Raw genomic sequence first — 17542 nt, 5'->3', positions numbered from 1 at the left:
TTATTGCGTCGGCGAAACGACGACGATACCTTTCTCTTCGACTACGAGTCCCACAAGCCGTTCTGGACCGCGTCCCGTGGACCTAAAACTGGCGGCCCCCGGATAATGAAAAATTTCTGTAAGTTCAGCGCTATCTCCGACCCCCGAGCGGGGCCGGTCTCCTTCTCTGAGCGCCTCAGAGAAATCTATTCGATGCGACACTTCGAGGTCATCATCGGGGAGATGGAGGCGCATAATTGCTAGCAGAGCGAAAATTATTAGTAACGAATGGGAAAACAAGCCCCTGATCGGTCATCCCTGAAATAATTCGGTCGGGATGTGCTGTCGCCTAAACACCCCAAAACAGTACACAATGGCATCATCTGACGCCGTAATTATTCTTATTCTGACAATATTGTCTGTGTTAACTATTGTCACAGATCACCGGGCAGGGGTGGAGATTCGGCTGAGAGAGCGATTCGGGATCGACAGGGACTGGTGGGTTCCAGTCATTGCGTTTATACTCGCGCTGGGGCTGGAGGCAATCCAGGGTTCGGCAATCAGGACGGCCTTTGCCGAGAAACTCGACATCATCATTCTCATTTTTTCTTTCGGCATTATGTCCGAGGGGCTGGGAGCGTCGGGATTCTTTCGATATCTCGCGTACAAGATCGTGGAGCTCTGTAAGGGGCAGTCCCGGAGACTAGTCCTCTATATGTTCACGATGACATCCGCGGTTACGTTCTTTACGACGAACGATATCGTCGTTCTCGTCGTGACGCCGATCATCGTCGAGATCTGTTTCCAAGCCGGAGTCAAGAACACGAAACCTCTCTTGCTCTCCCAATTCGTCGCAGCAAACACGCTGTCGATGGGATTACTCATCGGATCACCGACGAATATTATCGTCGCAGAGGAGTTGGCGATCAACTTCTTTGAGTATCTGGCGCTGATGTTCGTTCCCGCAGTCGCCGCCTTCGGGTCGTCGTTCCTGTTGATTAGCAGGATGCTTGATATCTCCCGGGCCGATTCGCGACTGTTCAATTACCTTGAAATTCAGAACGAGTACACGATGCCACAGGAAGTGCCCGAACCGTATTTCACGAGGCAGATGCGGGACTGGATCGTCATTTTCGGGCTATTCGTAGCGTTCGTGGCTGTCGTGACGTTCTTTGAGGCGTCACTGTACTGGTGTGCGGTTCCGAGTATCCTTATCGCGATTGGGTATTGGATGCGTTCCAGCGAACACGAGGAACCCGTCTCGGGCGCGATCAAGCGGCTTCCATACGGCGTCTTTTTTTTCGGGATGACGTTCTTTACGTTCGCTGAAGCCTTCGGCCAGACAGCATTCGTGAGTGGGACTCTGATCCCGATCATCGAGAACTTTTTCGTCGGGAGTCCGGTCCGATCCGCAGTGTTCGGAGTCCTCGGGTCCGGCGTGATAGTGAACATATTCAACGATCTCCCCGCCGCAGCCCTCGTGGCGACGGTCTTCTCGCAAATCGAGTTCACGTCGGACGTCACCGAGATCATTCTCGTGCAGGCGTCGCTGACTGGACTAAACATCGGGACATACGTGACACAGGTCGGCGCACTGGCGGGACTGCTCTGGTTCAATCAGATCCGCATCCATCGACTACGCCAGCGAAAGGTATATCCGGAGTTTCACGACGAGATGTCGTTCCCGGATCGATCGGATCTGGTCCGGTACGGGATAACCCACTTCCTGTTCACTGGCCTCTCCGTCGGCCTGTTTCTCGTGTTCGCTTGGGTGCTGCTCTCGATTCTCATCGGACCGTACTGACTTTTCTACATCCGCGGGAATGAGACCAAAAACTGATTCTCAGTCACCTCAAGATCTCGGCGCAACTCGTGTAACTCGACAGAGATCCCGTGTTCCTCATCACGATGGAGGGAGAACGTGGTGAACGGGAGGGGGTTCCGCTGGCTGTTATCTTGCCATTCTTCGACGATATCCGTGATCGGTCCGGTCACCGGCTCGTCCTCTCGATCGCCAGTTTTCGGGTCCTTACAGGAGTCGATCCGGAACTCCCTGAAATAGTACGCCGTGTTGACTGCCCAGCCGAACGCTTCCTCTCGGGTGATTTTCCCCTCCTGAATCAGATTCGTGACGACATCACTCGTCCGCATCTGGACGAGGTTATGGAGGAACAACCGCTGGGTGAGTTGCGTCTCGAGTATCTTGTCGACCGCCAGATAGCGGTATTCTTCGTTCCCCGATTCGAGGTCCGATTCAACGGCGAGGAACACCTCGTTGTGATCGACATCGGTCGAATCGGCATTCAGTTTATCGTCGATCGCGTCCAGCACGCGCAGGACGTTGATTTTCGGGCTCGGAATAGTGTAATCCAGCAGGAGGATGATCGTGTCGCCGGGCCTGACACGGTGTGGACTCCGCTCAGTTTCGTTGAACAGCATATCGAGAAGGTCGTTCATCGAACGGTACTCCACGAAGTTAGTACGTGAAGTGCTGTCCGGTGTGATCTGGTTCTCGGAAGTGTACATCGTGAGGTAGCGCTCACTGCTCGATTCGTAGTCTTCGAACGAGAGGGCGAAGTCCTTGATCTTCGAGTTGTAGTTCACGATAAAGATGTTTCCGCCGGAGCTCCGGCGGTCATCAGGGGCCGAGACGTTCTCCGTTTTCCGAAGTTGAATGGCGTCGGTCGTCGTCTCCATCTGCTGGCTCAGGTACGCCGAATGGAGATCGATCGGTATCGACGCGTTCGCATTCTCTGTCAGGAGGCCGAAAAACAGCCCGACTCGATCCGGCGGGTTCGTTGCTCGCTCGGTCTGCAACCGATCCCGGATCGAATTCAGAACCCTGTCTCGCATCGCTGCGAGTTGACCCTGCTGGACCGACTCGACCGAATTCGATCCGATCCGCACCCGGTAGTCTTTGATTTCGTCGAGGGCATCGAGTTCTTCCTCGGTGAGTGGATTCGGCCTGAACGTGTAGTTCTCCAGCGGGTACCCCTCGATCCAGGGGGGGACCTCCTCGTCGGAGAAGTTGTAATACTGCTCAAGTTCCGTTATTGTCTCGTTCGTGTTCGCGCGGACCAGATCACGGACGTCGTCTTGGAAACTCATCGCGTGGAGATTTTCTTTGAACGTCGTCGGTTCGAGGTTCTTCGCGACACCGGACAGCTTGCGACTGTCGGTCATCCAGATGACGTTCGGGGGCTCCGCTGATCGGTAGGGACTCTGCTCGCGGTCCTTGACCTCCTCGTTGAGACGGGTGATAAGTCGGAGATTCTCGTAATCGGTGCGGCTCTCGGCGTCGGGGAAAATGTAGAGTTCGTCACTCTGCAGGACGCTGTACTGCTCAAAGAGCACGTCACTGGAGTACGAGAGGTGTTCGATGTGGGTCCGGTACTCACGCCCGTCGGTCTGTTCGATGCCCTCGACAAAACTCCTCGCGTCCTGTATGTGATCGTCTTTCGCGAAGAGGACGACGAATGCCGTGGAGTGACTGAGCACGGAGCGAACGAATTCATCGTATTCCTCCTGATAATTCAAAATGACCACGCGGTACGGCGAAATCTCGCCCTCGGCCATTCTCGTGACGAGAGCCTCGTGAGCCCCCTCCGAGGTTAGTCTGACGATGCTTAACACGGAACCGATGACAAACAGGGGAAACACCCCTGACAGAACGAACGCAAGTAAACTCCGGGGATACTCACCCATCTGCAGGCCGCTAATGACGAATACCGACAGCCAACGAAAATAGTCGACTGGACCGCTGAAGACCGGATCCGTCCCGTAGAACGTGACGTGTAGCATTTCGGCCGCATACACTAACCCCAGGAAAATTCCGGTCAAAACCAGAACGACGGCGATGGTGTAGGATTTCCGATAGCGGATACTCCAGATGCGGAGTGAAGTGAGGAACCTGAACAGGTCGTCAAGGTGCCCGTAGACGATTCGATACTGGATGAACGTCCGAGAGAGGTAGTACAGTCCAACGACCAGCAAAATCGCGTACAGAAAGAAAACCAGCCACGGAATCAGACCCGGGGATTCCAGAATGAGGGGCACAGTCAGCATTGATTCCAAGTTGTCACATTTTGGGTATTTAAAACCAAGGGACCCAGAAGGAGTTCGGCTTCCTCTTCTCTGTGGACCCGCGGCGAGATTCAAATCCACAGAGGAACAAAGACTGTGTCTCGAACCTCTATGACCTGGCTAAAGAACGAGCGTCGACGGTACTGCTCCCGATCGAGTAGCTCGGTTACTCCAAGCGTCCGCCGTCGCCGACGGCGACGCTCTCGCCCGCGCCCGCGCCGGGACCGCCGGCCGGCGGTTCGGACCCCGTCCCGCTGACCTCGAAGTCCGACACCAGCGACTGGAGCTTCTCGGCCTGGGTCGCCAGCGACTCGACGTTCGAGCTTACCTGCGAGATCGACGCCGCCTGCTCCTCGGCGGCCGCGGAGACGCTCTCGGCCTCGTCGGCGGTGCGCTGACTGATCTCGGCCACCTCCTCGACGCGCGAGACGGCGTGCTCCGCGCTCGCCGCCTGATCGTCGGTCGCCCCGCTGATCTCCTGGATCCCGCTGTCGGTCTCGTCGGTGTTCTCGACCACCTGCGTGAACGCGTCGAGCACGTCCTGGACGGCCTCGACGCCCTCCTGCATATGCTCCTCGGCGGTCCGCGCCTCCTCGACGGTCCGCGCCGTCTGCGCCTGCGTCTCCTCGATCAGTTCCTCGATGTCGTTGGCCGACTCCTGGGTCTCCTCGGCCAGTTGCTTGACCTCGTCGGCGACGACCGCGAACCCGTCGCCGCTGCCCCCGCCGCCCGTGCTGCCGACGCGAGCGGCCTCGATGTTCGCGTTCAGCGCCAGCAGGTTGGTCTGTTCGGCGATGTCGCTGATGAGTTCGACGATCTCGCCGATCTCCGCCATCTGCTCGTCGAGGCGCTCGACGTGGTCGACCGTCGAGTCGATCGCGGTCTGGCCGCCCCGCGTGTCGTCGATCGCCTGTCGGGCGGTCGATTCGCCGGCCTCGGCGACCTCCGCCGTCTGGTGTGAGGTCTCCGCGACGGTTTCCGCCGACGCCGCGACCTCCTCGACGGTCGCCGAGAGGTCCGTCATCTCTCCGTAGACCTCTTCGAGCATCTCGCGCTGGTCGGTCGTCCCGCTCGAGATCTCCTGGATCGCCTCGCTGACTTCCGCGCTCGCCTGCTTGACCTCGCCGGCCCCGGCGTTGGCCTCCTCGCTCGCGGCGGAGACCTCCTCGGCGAACGTCTGGATGTCGGACATCGCCGATTCCATCTCCGTCATCATCTCGTTGTAGGCCTCGCCGATCTGCGTCATCGCCTCGCTCTGGCTCTCGGCGTCGAGTCGGACACCGAGTTCACCGTCGGCCGCGCGCGCCATCGTCGCGCTGTAGGCGTCGGCCTTCGCTTCGAGATGCTCGTTCAGTCGTTCGACCTCCCGCTGTCGCTTCTCGGCCTCGGCCTTCAGCGCCTCGGCCTCCTCGGTCTCGGCGAGTTGCTTTCGGGTCTCCTCGCGGGATCGTTCGATGGAGTACCAGTTGGCCATCAGCGCGGCCGACAGCGCCAGCACGAACGTCGCGTGGATGCCCGCCCACACGAAGGGGTTGTTGGCACCGGCGGCGTGGTTGTACACCGCACTGGGGTTCAGCATCCCGAAGACGCCGTGCTGGATCGCGACGTAGGCGATCCCGACGAGGAAGGGGAGCCAGTCCTCGTAAATGGCGACGACGCCCATAACGACGAAGAAGTGGAAGTGCGCCTCGATGTAGCCCCCCGAGAAGTAGACGAGTATCGCCGATCCCGTCGCCAGTCCGACCGTCGCGAGCGTCGTCCGCGTTCGCCGCCCGAGTCTGGGCCAACTCGCTAGCGCGGCGATAGCCCCGAGCACGCCCACCCGAAGCAGGATCTGCGAGAGCGGGGTTCCGGGGATCGTCGCACCGGTGAACGAGTCCGTGCCCTCGTACATCCCGAGGGCGAAGAGGAGCGGGATGTGCGCCACGAGGAGGATGACGATGTTGCGGTGGCGACGACGCCACGACTCGTCCGGGATCGAGTAGCCGCTCGGGGTGTACTTGATGATCTCCCTGATCGTCCCGCGCACCCCGTCCCCCAGCCCTGCCTCCGCCGCGGTGTTGCCGGTCGCCTCTGCCATACACGCACGCTGACGAGCACGGTGAAAACCCTTCGGTGCCAGATATCAGATCACATAATGGCGCACGAAGTGCCCGAACGCGTTCGCTACGTCCCGCCGACTCGGTTAGGAGCGCTTCTGTATCTCCTCGCGGAGCACGTCGCTGACGATTTCGCCGTCGGCCTTGCCGCGAAGCGCGCCCATCGCCTCGCCCATCAGACCTGAGAACGCCGCCATTCCCTCCGCGTCGACCTGCTCGGCGTTCCGCTCGACGACCTCGACGACCGCGTCGCGGACTTCGGCCTCGGAGACGCCCGAGAGCCCGGCCTCCTCGACGGCCGCCGCGGCGGTGAGGTCGGGATCGGCCGCCAGTTCTCCCAGGACGTCGGCGACGCCCTCCTTCGCCAACTCGCCGTCCTCGACGAGGCGCATCACCGCGAGGAGGTGTTCGTCGGTCAGCCGCTCGACGGCGACGTCGTCGCGACGGAGTTCCGTGAGCGTCGACTCCAGCAGACCGGCCGCGAACGTCGCGTCGACGCCCTCGTCGACGGCGCGCTCGAACAAGGGCATCCGGCGGCCGTAGGCGACCTGCTCTGCGAGGCCCGCATCGAGTCCGAACTCGTCCTGGTAGCGCTCGACCTTCTCGGTCAGCAGTTCCGGCGTCTCGACGGCCGAGGGGTACAGTTCGACCGGCGGGACGTCCGTCTCGGGGTACATCCGCGCCGCGCCGGGCAGCGGTCGGAGGTAGCGCGTCGTCCCGTCCTCGTTCGCGCCGCGCGTCTCCTCGGGGACGCCGTCGAGCGCGGTCTCCGCGCGCGCTGCCGCGGCATCGATAGCCAGTTCCGCGGTCTCGGCTCCGGCGGCGACGATGGCGACAGCGTCCTCTTCGCCGGCGTCCACGGCGTCGCGCAGCGCGTCGACCTCGTCTTCGGTCACGCCGTAGGCCGGCAGTTCGTCGGTGTGGAAGATGCCGCCCGCGCCGTGGCGCTTCGCGTGGTCCGAGAGTTCGGTCCCGAGCCGACGATCCGGCTGGATCTCGCGGCCGACGAGGCCGTCGAACCCGAAGAGCGGCACTGCCATCACCGAGCCGCCGCCCGAGAGCGCGCCGCTGATCACGCCGGAGTCGGTCCCCTCGAACACCTCGGAGACATCGACGACGTCGCCGACGGCGGCACCGCGGTCGCGGAGTTCGTCGCGGACGTCGAGCAGTTCGACCTGGCGGCCGACCTCCTGGCGGACGATCTCGTCGATCTGATCGAGCGCCTGCACGCCCTTGATCTCGACGCGCGCGCCCTCGGCGATGGAGACGTTCACGTCCTGGCGGATCGTCCCCAGGCCGCGCTTGACCGACCCGGTCGAGCGGAGCAGCATTCCGATCGTCTCGGCGGCCTCACGCGCTTGCTCGGGGGAGTCGATGTCGGGGCGCGTCCCGATCTCAACGAGCGGGACGCCCAGTCGGTCCAGCGAGAAAGTGACCCCCTCGTCGCGCTCCTCGACGCGCTGGGCCGACTCCTCTTCGAGCAGCAGGTCCTCGACGCCGACGGGGCCGTCGCCGGTCTCGATTTCCCCGTCCTGAGCGACGAGCGACGTCCGCTGGAACCCAGAGGTGTTCGATCCGTCGATGACCAGCTTTCGCATCACGTGCGCCTGATCGACCGGCTCCATATCGAGGAGTTCCGCGATCTGGAGGGCGACCTCCTGTGCCTCCGCGTCGAGGCGGTGCGGCGGCTCCTCGTCCTCCTCGACGAGGCAGGTCGAGTCGTAGGCGAGGTACTCGAACTCGCGGTCGACGCGGCTCTCTTCGAGGGCGGCCTCGTCGAGTTCGCCGAGTTCGCTCTTCGTCGGGTGGAGGTAGCGCGTGAACGAGCGCGTCGCCGAATCGGGGTCGCGCTCGTCGGTCGGACACTGACAGAACAGCTTCGTCGCGGTGTCGAGTTGCTGGTGGATCTCGAGGCCCGCGACGAGGCCGAGATCGTCGTAGTCGTACGCGGTCATTACGAGTGAGTGCGCACTCCCGGCGTAAAAAATGATTCAGTCCGCGGCGAGGGGACCGACTCCCTGCGGTCGATTGCGTCAAGAGCGACCGCGACACAATAGGTCACATACCACACGGCCGTTACGGCTAGAGACCACTCGAAGCGAACGGTCGGGACGGCGTTTTCCCGGTAGATTCGCTACAGCCGACGGAGGCCGTCGCCGATGCCGCTTCCCTCGTCGCACTCCGGACAGGCGTAGTGCCAACCGTCGGTCGTCGCCCTGCCTTCGGGGAACGTCGCGCCGCAGTGTCGGCACTCTAGGAGGTCCCGACCGCGGTCGCGGTTGTACTGAAGTCCCTGCATACGCGGATTTCGACGAATGCCAGTATCAACGTATCGATTCTCGAACGAGTGTGGACGACCCGCGGCGAACGCGCTTTCGGGGAATCGGGCTCGCGCCGCGACGTCCACTCAATCCGCCCGATACCCGGCGTGCAGGCGGATCGTTCCGAACAGGTAGTCCCGGTAGACGACCGAATCGAGGCAGTCGACGAGCGCCCGTCGGGACTCGGCCGTTCGGGCTTGGAGTTGCCGAAGGGGATCGCCCGCCTCGACGTCGAACAGGCGGGCGTTCAACTGTGCGAACCCCCAGAGCGCGGCGTTGGCTGCGCGTCCCCCGTGTGGTGCGAAGTTAGTCACGACGACGTGGTCCGCGAGGTCGCACCACGTACAGACGACCGCGTACGGATCCGCGAACAGGGACGTCACGAACGTGGAGAGGACGCCGTCGGCCGATCGAACCGGCGGTCTCGTGGCGTCGCCCTGCACCACGGCGACGTTCTCCCAGCCGCGTCGCTCGACGAGTCCGCGCGCCCGTTCGAGCATCGGCCCGGTGACGTCGACGCCGACGACGCGGCCGTCGGGACCGACGGTTTCCCGTAGCGCGGGGAAGTTGACGCCGGGACCGCAGCCGAAATCGACGACGGTGTCGCCCGGTTCGAGGTCGAGCGCGGCCACGCAGCCGTCGCGGACGCCGCCGACCGAGGCCGTCGAGCGCGCGAACCAGTCGTAGATCGGTGCCCACGCGCCGTACTCCCGCCGGATCCGACTGGCCGCGTCGAGGTCGAACGGCGCGGGTCCGTTCGTCGAATCGCTCGGCGTCACGGTCCGCTCTCGACCGTCGCCGGCGACGTCTTCGGCCACCACTGGCGGGGGCCGTCCCGCGCGACCGACGAGTAGCATCGCTCGGAGTCGGGACAGCCTCGCGGTCGCTGGTAGTCGATTCCGCCCTCTCGCAGGTAGGTCACGTACCCGTCGTCGACGCGGTCCAGTTTCTCGTGACAGACCCACCGCTGTCCGCGACTCCCGGCGGCGAGGTCGCGGTACGGACAGGTGAACGCCGTCCGTTCGGTTCCGGCCTCCGACGCCGTTTCGTCGATCCGGACCCCCACGGCCCGATACGCCCAGCGGAGTCGACGGACCACCTGTTCGGGCGATGACGCGCCGAGAAAGAGGACGTGCGCCGCCGCGTAGCCGAAGTCGTGGAGGACTCGCTCGAAGAGGGACAGACCGTCGCGGGTGTCGGCGAGCATCGTCCACAGGTCGGCGTACCACGCCGAGACTTCGGAGACGGAATCGAGCGTGGCGGCGGCCCTCGCGAGCGCCTCCCGCGATCGGGGCAACGGCGTCGCCCCCTCCGAGAGCCGGAAGGAGGGGACCGATTCGACGTGTTCGAGCACCGACTCGCGGAGAACGTCGCCGTCGGCGTACGCCGCAGCGCGGCGCTGTAGCTCCGGGTACCACGAGTCCGCCATCGCGCTGTACGTGCCGTCGAGCAGTTCGTCGGCGCGGTCGAATCGGTCCGATTCGGGCGGCGTCGGGAACCGATCGACGACCGCGAGCAGTTCATCGGGGTTCGGACCCGCCATACGTCCGCATACGGTCGCACGGGCAAAAGCGTACGTCCGGCGACGACCGCGACGGGGGACGGGGCCGGAAACGGTTGCGTACGGATGGATCTGAAAACGGCCGCGCACGGAGTATGCCAGTCTGAACGACTGCGGCGGTCAGTCCTCGCCGAGGATACCGCGGTGCGTCATCGACTCGGGGTTCAACACCTCGTCGGCCTCGGTCTCCGTGAGGTAGCCCTTCTCGACGACGACTTCCCGCACCGTCTTGTCCTCCTTCAGGGCCGTTTTCGCGACCTCGCTGGCCTTGTCGTACCCGATCGTCGGGTTCAGCGCCGTCGCCAGCGCCATCGACCGCTCGACCTGCGCCTCGCAGACCTCCTCGTTGGCTTCGAGCTTCGCGACGAAGCGCTCGGCGAACACCTCGGCGGCGTTCGAGAGCAGGTCGGCCGACTGCAGGAAGTTGTGCGCGAGGACGGGCTTGTAGAGGTTGAGATCGATCTGTCCCTCCGCAGCGCCCGCGGCGACGGCGGCGTCGTTGCCGACGACCTGCTTGTGGACCTGGTTGACCGCCTCCGCGACGACCGGGTTGATCTTGCCGGGCATGATCGAACTCCCGGGCTGATTCTCGGGCTGTTCGATCTCGCCGAGGCCGTTTCGCGGCCCCGAGGCCAGGAGTCGGAGGTCGTTCGCGATCTTGTTCAGCGAGCCCGCGACCGTGCGGAGCGCGCCGTGGGCCTCGTTCATCGCGTCGTGGGCGGCCTGCGCCTCGAAGTGGCTGTCCGCCGGCCGGAACGAGAGGCCCGTCTCCGCGGAGATGTAGTCGGCGGCGCGCTCGGGGAACTCGGGGTGCGTGTTGAGCCCCGTCCCGACGGCGGTGCCGCCGAGGGCGAGTTCGCCAAGGTGGTCGCTGACGGTCTCCGCGCGGGCGACTCCCTTCTCGACCTGCGTGCGGTAGCCCGCGAACTCCTGGCCGAGTCGGATCGGGGTGGCGTCCTGCAGGTGCGTGCGACCGGTCTTGACGACGCCGTCGAACTCGTCTTCCTTCGCTTCGAGCGACGCCGCGAGCGTTTCGAGCGCCGGGATCAGATCCTTCTGGACGGCCTCCAGCGCAGAGACGTGCATCGCCGTCGGGATCACGTCGTTCGAGGACTGGCCGTAGTTGACGTGGTCGTTCGGGTGGACGGCGCGGTCGCCGATCGACTCGCCCATAATTTCGGCGGCGCGGTTAGCGATGACCTCGTTGGCGTTCATATTCGAGGAGGTCCCCGATCCGGTCTGGAAGACGTCGACCGGGAACTGGTCGTCGTGCTCGCCGGCGATGACCTCGTCTGCGGCCGCGACGATGGCGTCGGCAATCTCGTCGTCGACGAGTCCGAGATCGCGGTTCGCCTGCGCGGCGGCCTTCTTCACCACTCCGAGCGCCCGGACGAAGCGGCGTCCGAAGGCGATACCCGAGATGGGGAAGTTCTCGATGGCCCGCTGGGTCTGTGCGCCCCAGTAGGCGTCTCTCGGCACCTGCATCTCTCCGAGGCTGTCCCGCTCGATGCGGTACTCGTCGTCTGACATACTCGGAGCGAGGGCTGGCGAGCGCGTAAAACCCGTCGGTTCGATCCGCCGGCGAATCCCGAGAGAGTCACGCCGTTTCTCGGTTCTGTCGGAGATCCCGACGGTTTAAGATACTCCCCGCCCGTTTTCATCCCGTGAACGCGTGGGGACGTCGAGTCGTCGGATACACCGCGTTTCTCGCGGCAGTGATGCTCTTGACTGCGGTGTCCTACCAGTTCGGGATGCGCGTGTACGAGGGGGACCCGGTCACCCTGCTACACTCCCTGCAGGTGGTCGTGGAGATGTTCACGACGACCGGGTTCGGCGGGGACGCACCGTGGACGAGCCCCCAGATGAACGTGTTCATCATCGTGATGGATCTGGTCGGAATGGCGCTTCTGATCGGTGCGTTACCGGTCCTGGCGACGCCGTTCCTGGAAGACGCGTTCTCGACGACAGTTCCCAAAGCGCTCGATGAGGCCCTCGAAGACCACGTCGTGATCTGTTCGTACACGTCGCGCGCCGACGCGCTCACGACGGAACTCGAATCGCAGGGCGTGCCGTACGTGATCGTCGAGCCGGATCGAACCCAGGCCGCCGAACTGTACGACAACGGCCAGCGCGTGATTCGAGCGGACCCCGAATCGACCGACGGGCTGGCGCGGGCGAGACTCTCAGACGCCCGGGCACTGGTGGCAGACGGCGACGATCAGGTCGACGCGAGCATCGTCCTCGCCGCGAGGGAGCTCGACGACGACGTTTCGGTCCTCAGCGTCGTCGAAGAGCCCGCGCGTGCGAGGTACCACCGACTGGCGGGGGCCGATCAGGTCCTCTCGCCGCGGTCGTTGCTCGGCGAGAGCCTCGCCGCCAAAGTGACGACGGCGCTGACGGCGGAGATCGACGAAGCGGTCGAAGTGGGGGAGGACCTGGAGCTCGCGGAGGTCCCGATCCACCACGGGAGCAGCCTCGTCGGGAGCACGCTCGCCGACAGCGGAATCCGCGAGGAGACGGGCGTCAACGTGATCGGTGCGTGGTTCCACGGCGAGTTCACGGCCCAGTTGACGCCCGACGACGAACTGTCCGCCGGAACGGTGCTGTTCGTCTCTGGACACCCCGAACAGCTCGACCGCCTCCTCGCGATGACCCAGGCTGGACTCCGGCAGTTCGGGACGGGACAAACGATCGTCGTCGGGTACGGGCAAGTGGGACGGACCGTCGCCGCGACGCTCGAAGACGCCGGAGTGCCGCACACGACCGTCGATCGGACTGACGAAGACGGCGTCGACGTCGTCGGCGACGCGACCGAAGTCGAGACGCTCGAGGAGGCTGGAATCAGCGAGGCCCGGACGGTGGTGCTCGCGCTCCCTGACGACACGACGACGGAGTTCGCGACGCTCGTGGTCCGCGATCTGGCACCCGAAACCGAGATCGTCGCCCGCGTCGAGAAAGCGCCGAGCATCCCGAAGACGTTCCGTGCCGGCGGAGACTACGTCCTATCGCTGGCGACGGTTACTGGCCGGATGATCGCTTCGCGGGTGCTCCAGGACCGCGACGTGCTTTCGCTGGATCAACAGGTGGAGGTCGTCCGGATGGGCGCGCCGAAGATCGTCGGTCGTACGATCGAGGACGTCGATATCCGCGCGCGAACCGGCAGTACCGTCGTGGCCATCGAGCGCGACGGCGGCGTTGTGACCGACGTCGGGCCGGACACTCGGATCGAAGTGGACGACAGGCTCGTCGTCGCCGGAACGGACGAAAGCGTCCGCGAGTTCGAGCGCCTGTTCGGGTAGGCGCGGACCGAAGGAGGGGTGGCGTCCGGTCAGCTCCGCTCTCGGAACTCCTCGGGCGTGAACGTCTGCATCTCTAACGCGTGGATCTCCGTCGTCATCGCGTCGCCGAGGGCGTCGTAGACCATCTGGTGCTGCTGGACGAGGGACTTCCCCTCGAACGCCGGTGAGACGATCACGGCGGCGAAGTGCGCGTCCTCGTGGTCCTCGTCGGGAACCCGGGGCAGCGTGACGTCCGCCTCGGCGTCCGGTATCTCGGCCTCGATCCGTCGTTCGACCTCGTCGGTGTCCATACTCGCTATCGGAGTCTCCGACGGATAAAGGTCTCCGCTCCGGAAGCGGGTCGCAGAATGGGCGAACAGTCGGCACACCGCTCGCGACGCCGAAGCGCGACCCGCCCGCGCCCGCGACGACGACCGTCCCCCGCGTCGACGTGCCGAACAACCGCGCCCGACGCGAGGCCAGCGTCAGCGCACGGGAAGGATGGCCGCCCGATCGCATATAAACGCTCGTCGGAGGGGGGTTCGGACGCGGTTACATCTGATACCGGCGTTCGTCGTCTCGCTGGGGATACTGGTCCTGCCCGGTCATCTCCTCGAAGGTCATCCCCGAGAGATACTCGTCGTAGGTCACGTCGTAGCCCTGCCGCAGGTGGAAATCGAGCGTCCCGCGGTCGACGGTCGTCTGAAACAGGAGGTGCACCGCCCGCCGGAGCAGTTCGTCGGTGTCGTCGGTCCCGAACGCCGCCGCGAGCATCGCGAGTTCGTGACGCGTCTCCCGATCCAGCGAGACGGACTGCTCCTCGTCGACGTCGCTGTAAGCGGTTTCTACGTCTTCCGTGAGTTCGTCGAGACTCATACCTCTCCCTCTCGGGCGACGCGGGCAAACGACTTTCGTCTCGGTCGGTCTGGCCGTCGCTCGTCGGGCCCGATCGCCGACGCCGGAGAGGGTTGGTCGACTCCGGTGGGAGCCGTCGACGCCGACCAGAATCCACAAACCCGGTCGGTCCCACCTTCGAGTGATGACCGACGAGGAGGGTGATCGGAGCGATGGCGTCGAGGGAATCGGAGACGGAGACATCGACGCCGTCCGCGGCGCGCTCGTGTCGTGGTACGAAGCCGATCACCGATCGTTCCCCTGGCGCGAGACCGACGATCCCTACGAGATCCTCGTCTCGGAGGTGATGAGCCAACAGACGCAACTCGACCGCGTCATCGACGCCTGGCACGACTTCCTGGACCGCTGGCCGACCGCCGAGGTCCTCGCCGCGGCCGACCGGGCCGACGTCGTCGCCTTCTGGAGCGATCACTCCCTCGGCTACAACAACCGCGCGAAGTACCTCCACGAGGCCGCCGGACAGGTGATCGAGGAGTACGACGGTGACTTCCCGGAGTCGCCGGCGGAACTCTCCGAACTGATGGGCGTCGGACCGTACACGGCGAACGCGGTGGCCTCCTTCGCGTTCAACAACGGCGATGCCGTCGTCGATACGAACGTCAAGCGCGTGCTTTACCGCGCGTTCGACGTCGAGGACGACGACGCGGCGTTCGAGCGAGTCGCGGCGGGACTGATGCCCGAGGGGAAATCACGGGTCTGGAACAACGCGATTATGGAACTCGGGGGCGTCGCCTGCGGGAAGACGCCGCGCTGTGACGAGGCCGGGTGTCCCTGGCGACAGTGGTGTCACGCCTACGGGACCGGCGACTTCACCGCGCCCGACGTTCCGACCCAGCCGACCTTCGATGGCAGTCGGCGACAGTTCCGCGGGCGTGTGGTTCGATTCCTCGGCGAACACGACGAGATGGGCCTCGACACACTCGGACACCGTATTCGCGTCGACTATACGCCGGACGGCGAGCACGGACGCGAATGGCTTCGAGAGCTACTTGAGGAGTTGGCCGATGATGGACTAGTTGAGGTCGAAGAGACCGGAGACGAGACAATCGCTCGCCTTCGGAGTTAATCGTCGTCGTCACGCACTGTCGACGGTAATCCAGAACGGTATAGACGACTGCATTGTCCCGGGAACTCGGGTGATTCTCGGCATCGGGCTCGTGAGAGGACCAGCGTAAATTCATATTCGCTCAGTGCTAATCGTTCGCATGACAAGTAGAAGTGACGGACACAGGGGCGGGGAGACTCTGGCCGACCGACTCTGGGATGTGCTCCCCTTCGGATCGGTCACGCAGTCCCAGTTCGAGCCCGCGTATACGATTCTCGACCGGCTCCGGACGATTCACCGCGCGCCGTTGCGAAACCTGCGCCATTCGCTGTGGTGGATCCGCAAGACGTTCTTCACGCGCCCGCGCAGTGAGACGCCGGCCTATCTGGTCGATATGACCAAGCCCGAGGTGGTCCGCCTGTTCGGCCGCAACCACTTCGAACCCGGTTGGGAACTGTCCTACAACTACCTCGGCGAGGTGCTCAACCTTCGACGCGTCGAATACCACGAGGATAAACCCTACGAGTGGTGGCAGGTCCACATCCGGGGCTATCTCCACGACGACGGCGGTATCGAACTCAGCGCGCACTTCGAGACCGAGCCGAGCGAACACCCCGACGCCCACGTCTCGATGTACGGCCTCGACGTCGAGTACGGGATGGACGAGATACAGGTCATTATGAACGAGGAGGGCGTCGAATATACCCACCTCTCTCCGGACGAGGTGGCCACGGTCACCGACTCGACCGACCGGTCTGTCGACGCAGGAGGAGCGTGACCCCGAGTTTCATCGTCAGGCGGTCACTGTCACTCCCACAACGGACGGCCCTCCCTCTACGCAACGGTGCGGGCGGATAGTGCCGCAGTGACCTCCCGGCTCCGTCTACCGGAATCGCTATGACGGCCGGCGTTCGCACCTACGCACCGACGTTCGCCGAACTGCGGGCCGTGGCCCGTGCACCCGGTAAGCGTGACGGTCAGGGTGACTGGGTTCCCGTCGAATCTCACCAGAAGGGCCCCCGACGACCGTCTGCTCCAGACGATGGCCGATTCTTCAGATCCGTCGACGACGTTCTCAACCGCCTCGGCGAGGCGGAGGTATACTTCCGCCAGCGCTCCGACCGTCGGTCAGTGTTCCTGACCGTCTACACGGAAATGACGGCGACCGTCAAGCGTGGCATCGAATCGGGGGCGTTCGAGTCTCCCGGGTGGGTCCGCGACTACCTCGTCGCCTTCGCGGAGCGGTACCGAACGGCGCTGCTCGGGGCCGAGCGGGGGTGAGCTGGCTACCGTCCCCCCAAGCCTGGCGACTCGCCTTTCAGGCCGCTGCGAGCGGCGAGACGCTGTTCCTGCAGGACGCGTTGCTCGGGGTCAACGCCCACATCAATCACGACCTGTCGTACTCCCTCCGCGACGTCGGAATCGACCCGGACAGGCGGGCGAAACACCGGGATCACGACCGAATCAACGACGTCCTCCGCCAACTGGTGGACGTCGTCCAGGGCGTAGTGGCTGACGTTTACGACGCAGACAGTTACACCCGCGCCGACGAGTGGCTCGCTTCCGTCGACGAGACCGTCACGTACGTGGGACTCTCTGAGGCCCGGTCGCTGGCGTGGCGCAACGCGGTGCTCCTGGTCGACACGCAGTGGCCGCCGGTGGAACGCTTCGTCGACTGGCGAATCCGTGCGGTCTCGACCGGTTTCGGGTACCTCCTGCTCACCCCCAGCGTCGATCCGGCCCTGCGGCGAACGCTCCGTTACTTGGAGCGGGAGACCCTCCCGCTGGCGTCGCTGGAAGCGGCGTTTCGACAGCGAGTCAGCCACGTGAAACTGGACCTCGAGTGAGCGCGCCTGTCCGGTGTGGCCGTACCCCTCCTACATTCAGAACAGCCACCCACCTCCAGAACGGGCCTCTTACCGGGCCGTGTCGTGCTGCGATATCGCGGACGCGCCACCCGTCCGGACCGAAGAGCATCGCACTCACGTAGCCGACGAGCGTCGCCACGAGGTGGAGAACCGGATAGACTGCGACGATCTCGACCCGGTTGATGTCGAGCGAACGGATGGGCACGAATCGTCTCGTCACGAGTGCCATCCAGACGACGTACATAAAGTACAGCGTCGAGAGCGACAGCCGCTGACGATGAAACTCCAGGTCGACGTCTCAAACTCATTCAGGTCCTCATCGAGGTCGGCGGCGTACACAGTAGTCTTGAGACTGACGAAGCCCAGCACCAGGCAGGAGAAATTATAAACATA

General features: G+C 64.1%; 16 protein-coding genes. 6 read left to right on the top strand and 10 right to left on the bottom strand.

Features of this window, described 5'->3' with window-relative positions:
* Positions 1-352: 352 nt before the first annotated feature.
* Positions 353-1783, top strand: a complete 1431-nt coding sequence (locus NO360_RS07955; RefSeq protein ID WP_256307233.1) for an ArsB/NhaD family transporter — start codon at positions 353-355, stop codon at positions 1781-1783.
* Between the two features lie 5 nt (positions 1784-1788).
* On the opposite strand, the gene NO360_RS07950 is transcribed toward NO360_RS07955, so the two are convergent.
* The 7 genes from NO360_RS07950 to NO360_RS07920 form a co-directional block, all read right to left on the bottom strand.
* Entirely contained in the window at positions 1789-3555 is a 1767-nt protein-coding gene (locus NO360_RS07950) for a hypothetical protein (RefSeq protein WP_256307232.1), read from the bottom strand.
* A gap of 673 nt (positions 3556-4228) precedes the next feature.
* Positions 4229-6142, bottom strand: a complete 1914-nt coding sequence (locus tag NO360_RS07945) for a methyl-accepting chemotaxis protein (protein ID WP_256307230.1) — start codon at positions 6140-6142, stop codon at positions 4229-4231.
* Positions 6143-6247: 105 nt separating this feature from the next.
* Entirely contained in the window at positions 6248-8116 is a 1869-nt protein-coding gene (gene gatE, locus NO360_RS07940) for a Glu-tRNA(Gln) amidotransferase subunit GatE (RefSeq protein ID WP_256307229.1), read from the bottom strand.
* A 179-nt stretch (positions 8117-8295) separates the two neighbouring features.
* Positions 8296-8460, bottom strand: coding sequence for an HVO_2901 family zinc finger protein (locus NO360_RS07935; protein WP_256307227.1), 165 nt, complete (start codon positions 8458-8460; stop codon positions 8296-8298).
* Positions 8461-8568: 108 nt separating this feature from the next.
* On the bottom strand, positions 8569-9300 hold the full coding sequence (locus tag NO360_RS07930; protein ID WP_256308503.1) for a class I SAM-dependent methyltransferase: 732 nt from the start codon (positions 9298-9300) through the stop codon (positions 8569-8571).
* Positions 9258-10025: a hypothetical protein gene (locus NO360_RS07925; protein WP_256307225.1), complete on the bottom strand. Its 768-nt coding sequence runs from the start codon at positions 10023-10025 to the stop codon at positions 9258-9260. The genes NO360_RS07930 and NO360_RS07925 overlap by 43 nt, the downstream gene beginning before the upstream one ends.
* Before the next feature lie 138 nt (positions 10026-10163).
* The gene (locus NO360_RS07920) at positions 10164-11573 is read right to left on the bottom strand and encodes a class II fumarate hydratase (RefSeq protein ID WP_256307224.1); all 1410 of its coding nucleotides are present in this window, start codon (positions 11571-11573) and stop codon (positions 10164-10166) included.
* Between the two features lie 134 nt (positions 11574-11707).
* Between NO360_RS07920 and NO360_RS07915 the strand changes: the two genes are divergently transcribed.
* A complete protein-coding gene (locus tag NO360_RS07915) occupies positions 11708-13342 on the top strand; it encodes a potassium channel family protein (protein WP_256307223.1) in 1635 nt (544 codons plus the stop codon).
* Between the two features lie 29 nt (positions 13343-13371).
* Here NO360_RS07915 and NO360_RS07910 read toward each other — a convergent pair whose 3' ends face one another.
* Together NO360_RS07910 and NO360_RS07905 are read right to left on the bottom strand one after the other, a co-directional pair.
* On the bottom strand, positions 13372-13632 hold the full coding sequence (locus NO360_RS07910; protein WP_256307222.1) for a BolA family protein: 261 nt from the start codon (positions 13630-13632) through the stop codon (positions 13372-13374).
* Positions 13633-13873: 241 nt separating this feature from the next.
* A complete protein-coding gene (locus NO360_RS07905; RefSeq protein WP_256307221.1) occupies positions 13874-14197 on the bottom strand; it encodes a ribbon-helix-helix protein in 324 nt (107 codons plus the stop codon).
* Between the two features lie 163 nt (positions 14198-14360).
* Here NO360_RS07905 and NO360_RS07900 point away from each other — a divergent pair, with 163 nt between their 5' ends.
* The 4 genes from NO360_RS07900 to NO360_RS07885 all read left to right on the top strand — a co-directional run bounded on the left by NO360_RS07900 (position 14361) and on the right by NO360_RS07885 (position 17128).
* On the top strand, positions 14361-15302 hold the full coding sequence (locus NO360_RS07900) for an HhH-GPD family protein (RefSeq protein WP_256307219.1): 942 nt from the start codon (positions 14361-14363) through the stop codon (positions 15300-15302).
* Positions 15303-15441: 139 nt separating this feature from the next.
* Positions 15442-16059 carry a hypothetical protein gene (locus tag NO360_RS07895; protein WP_256307218.1) on the top strand — a complete coding sequence of 206 codons (618 nt, stop codon included), beginning with the start codon at positions 15442-15444 and terminating at the stop codon, positions 16057-16059.
* A gap of 119 nt (positions 16060-16178) precedes the next feature.
* Positions 16179-16562: a DUF5995 family protein gene (locus NO360_RS07890; RefSeq protein WP_256307217.1), complete on the top strand. Its 384-nt coding sequence runs from the start codon at positions 16179-16181 to the stop codon at positions 16560-16562.
* Entirely contained in the window at positions 16559-17128 is a 570-nt protein-coding gene (locus NO360_RS07885) for a DUF5995 family protein (protein WP_256307215.1), read from the top strand. Before NO360_RS07890 ends, NO360_RS07885 begins: the two co-directional genes overlap by 4 nt.
* Here NO360_RS07885 and NO360_RS07880 read toward each other — a convergent pair.
* Positions 17100-17393, bottom strand: coding sequence for a hypothetical protein (locus tag NO360_RS07880; protein ID WP_256307214.1), 294 nt, complete (start codon positions 17391-17393; stop codon positions 17100-17102). The genes NO360_RS07885 and NO360_RS07880 overlap by 29 nt on opposite strands.
* Between the last annotated feature and the right edge of the window lie 149 nt (positions 17394-17542).

This window comes from Halobellus litoreus (assembly GCF_024464595.1).
GTDB lineage: Archaea > Halobacteriota > Halobacteria > Halobacteriales > Haloferacaceae > Haloquadratum > Haloquadratum litoreum.
This window is presented reverse-complemented; position numbering and strand designations above follow the sequence as displayed.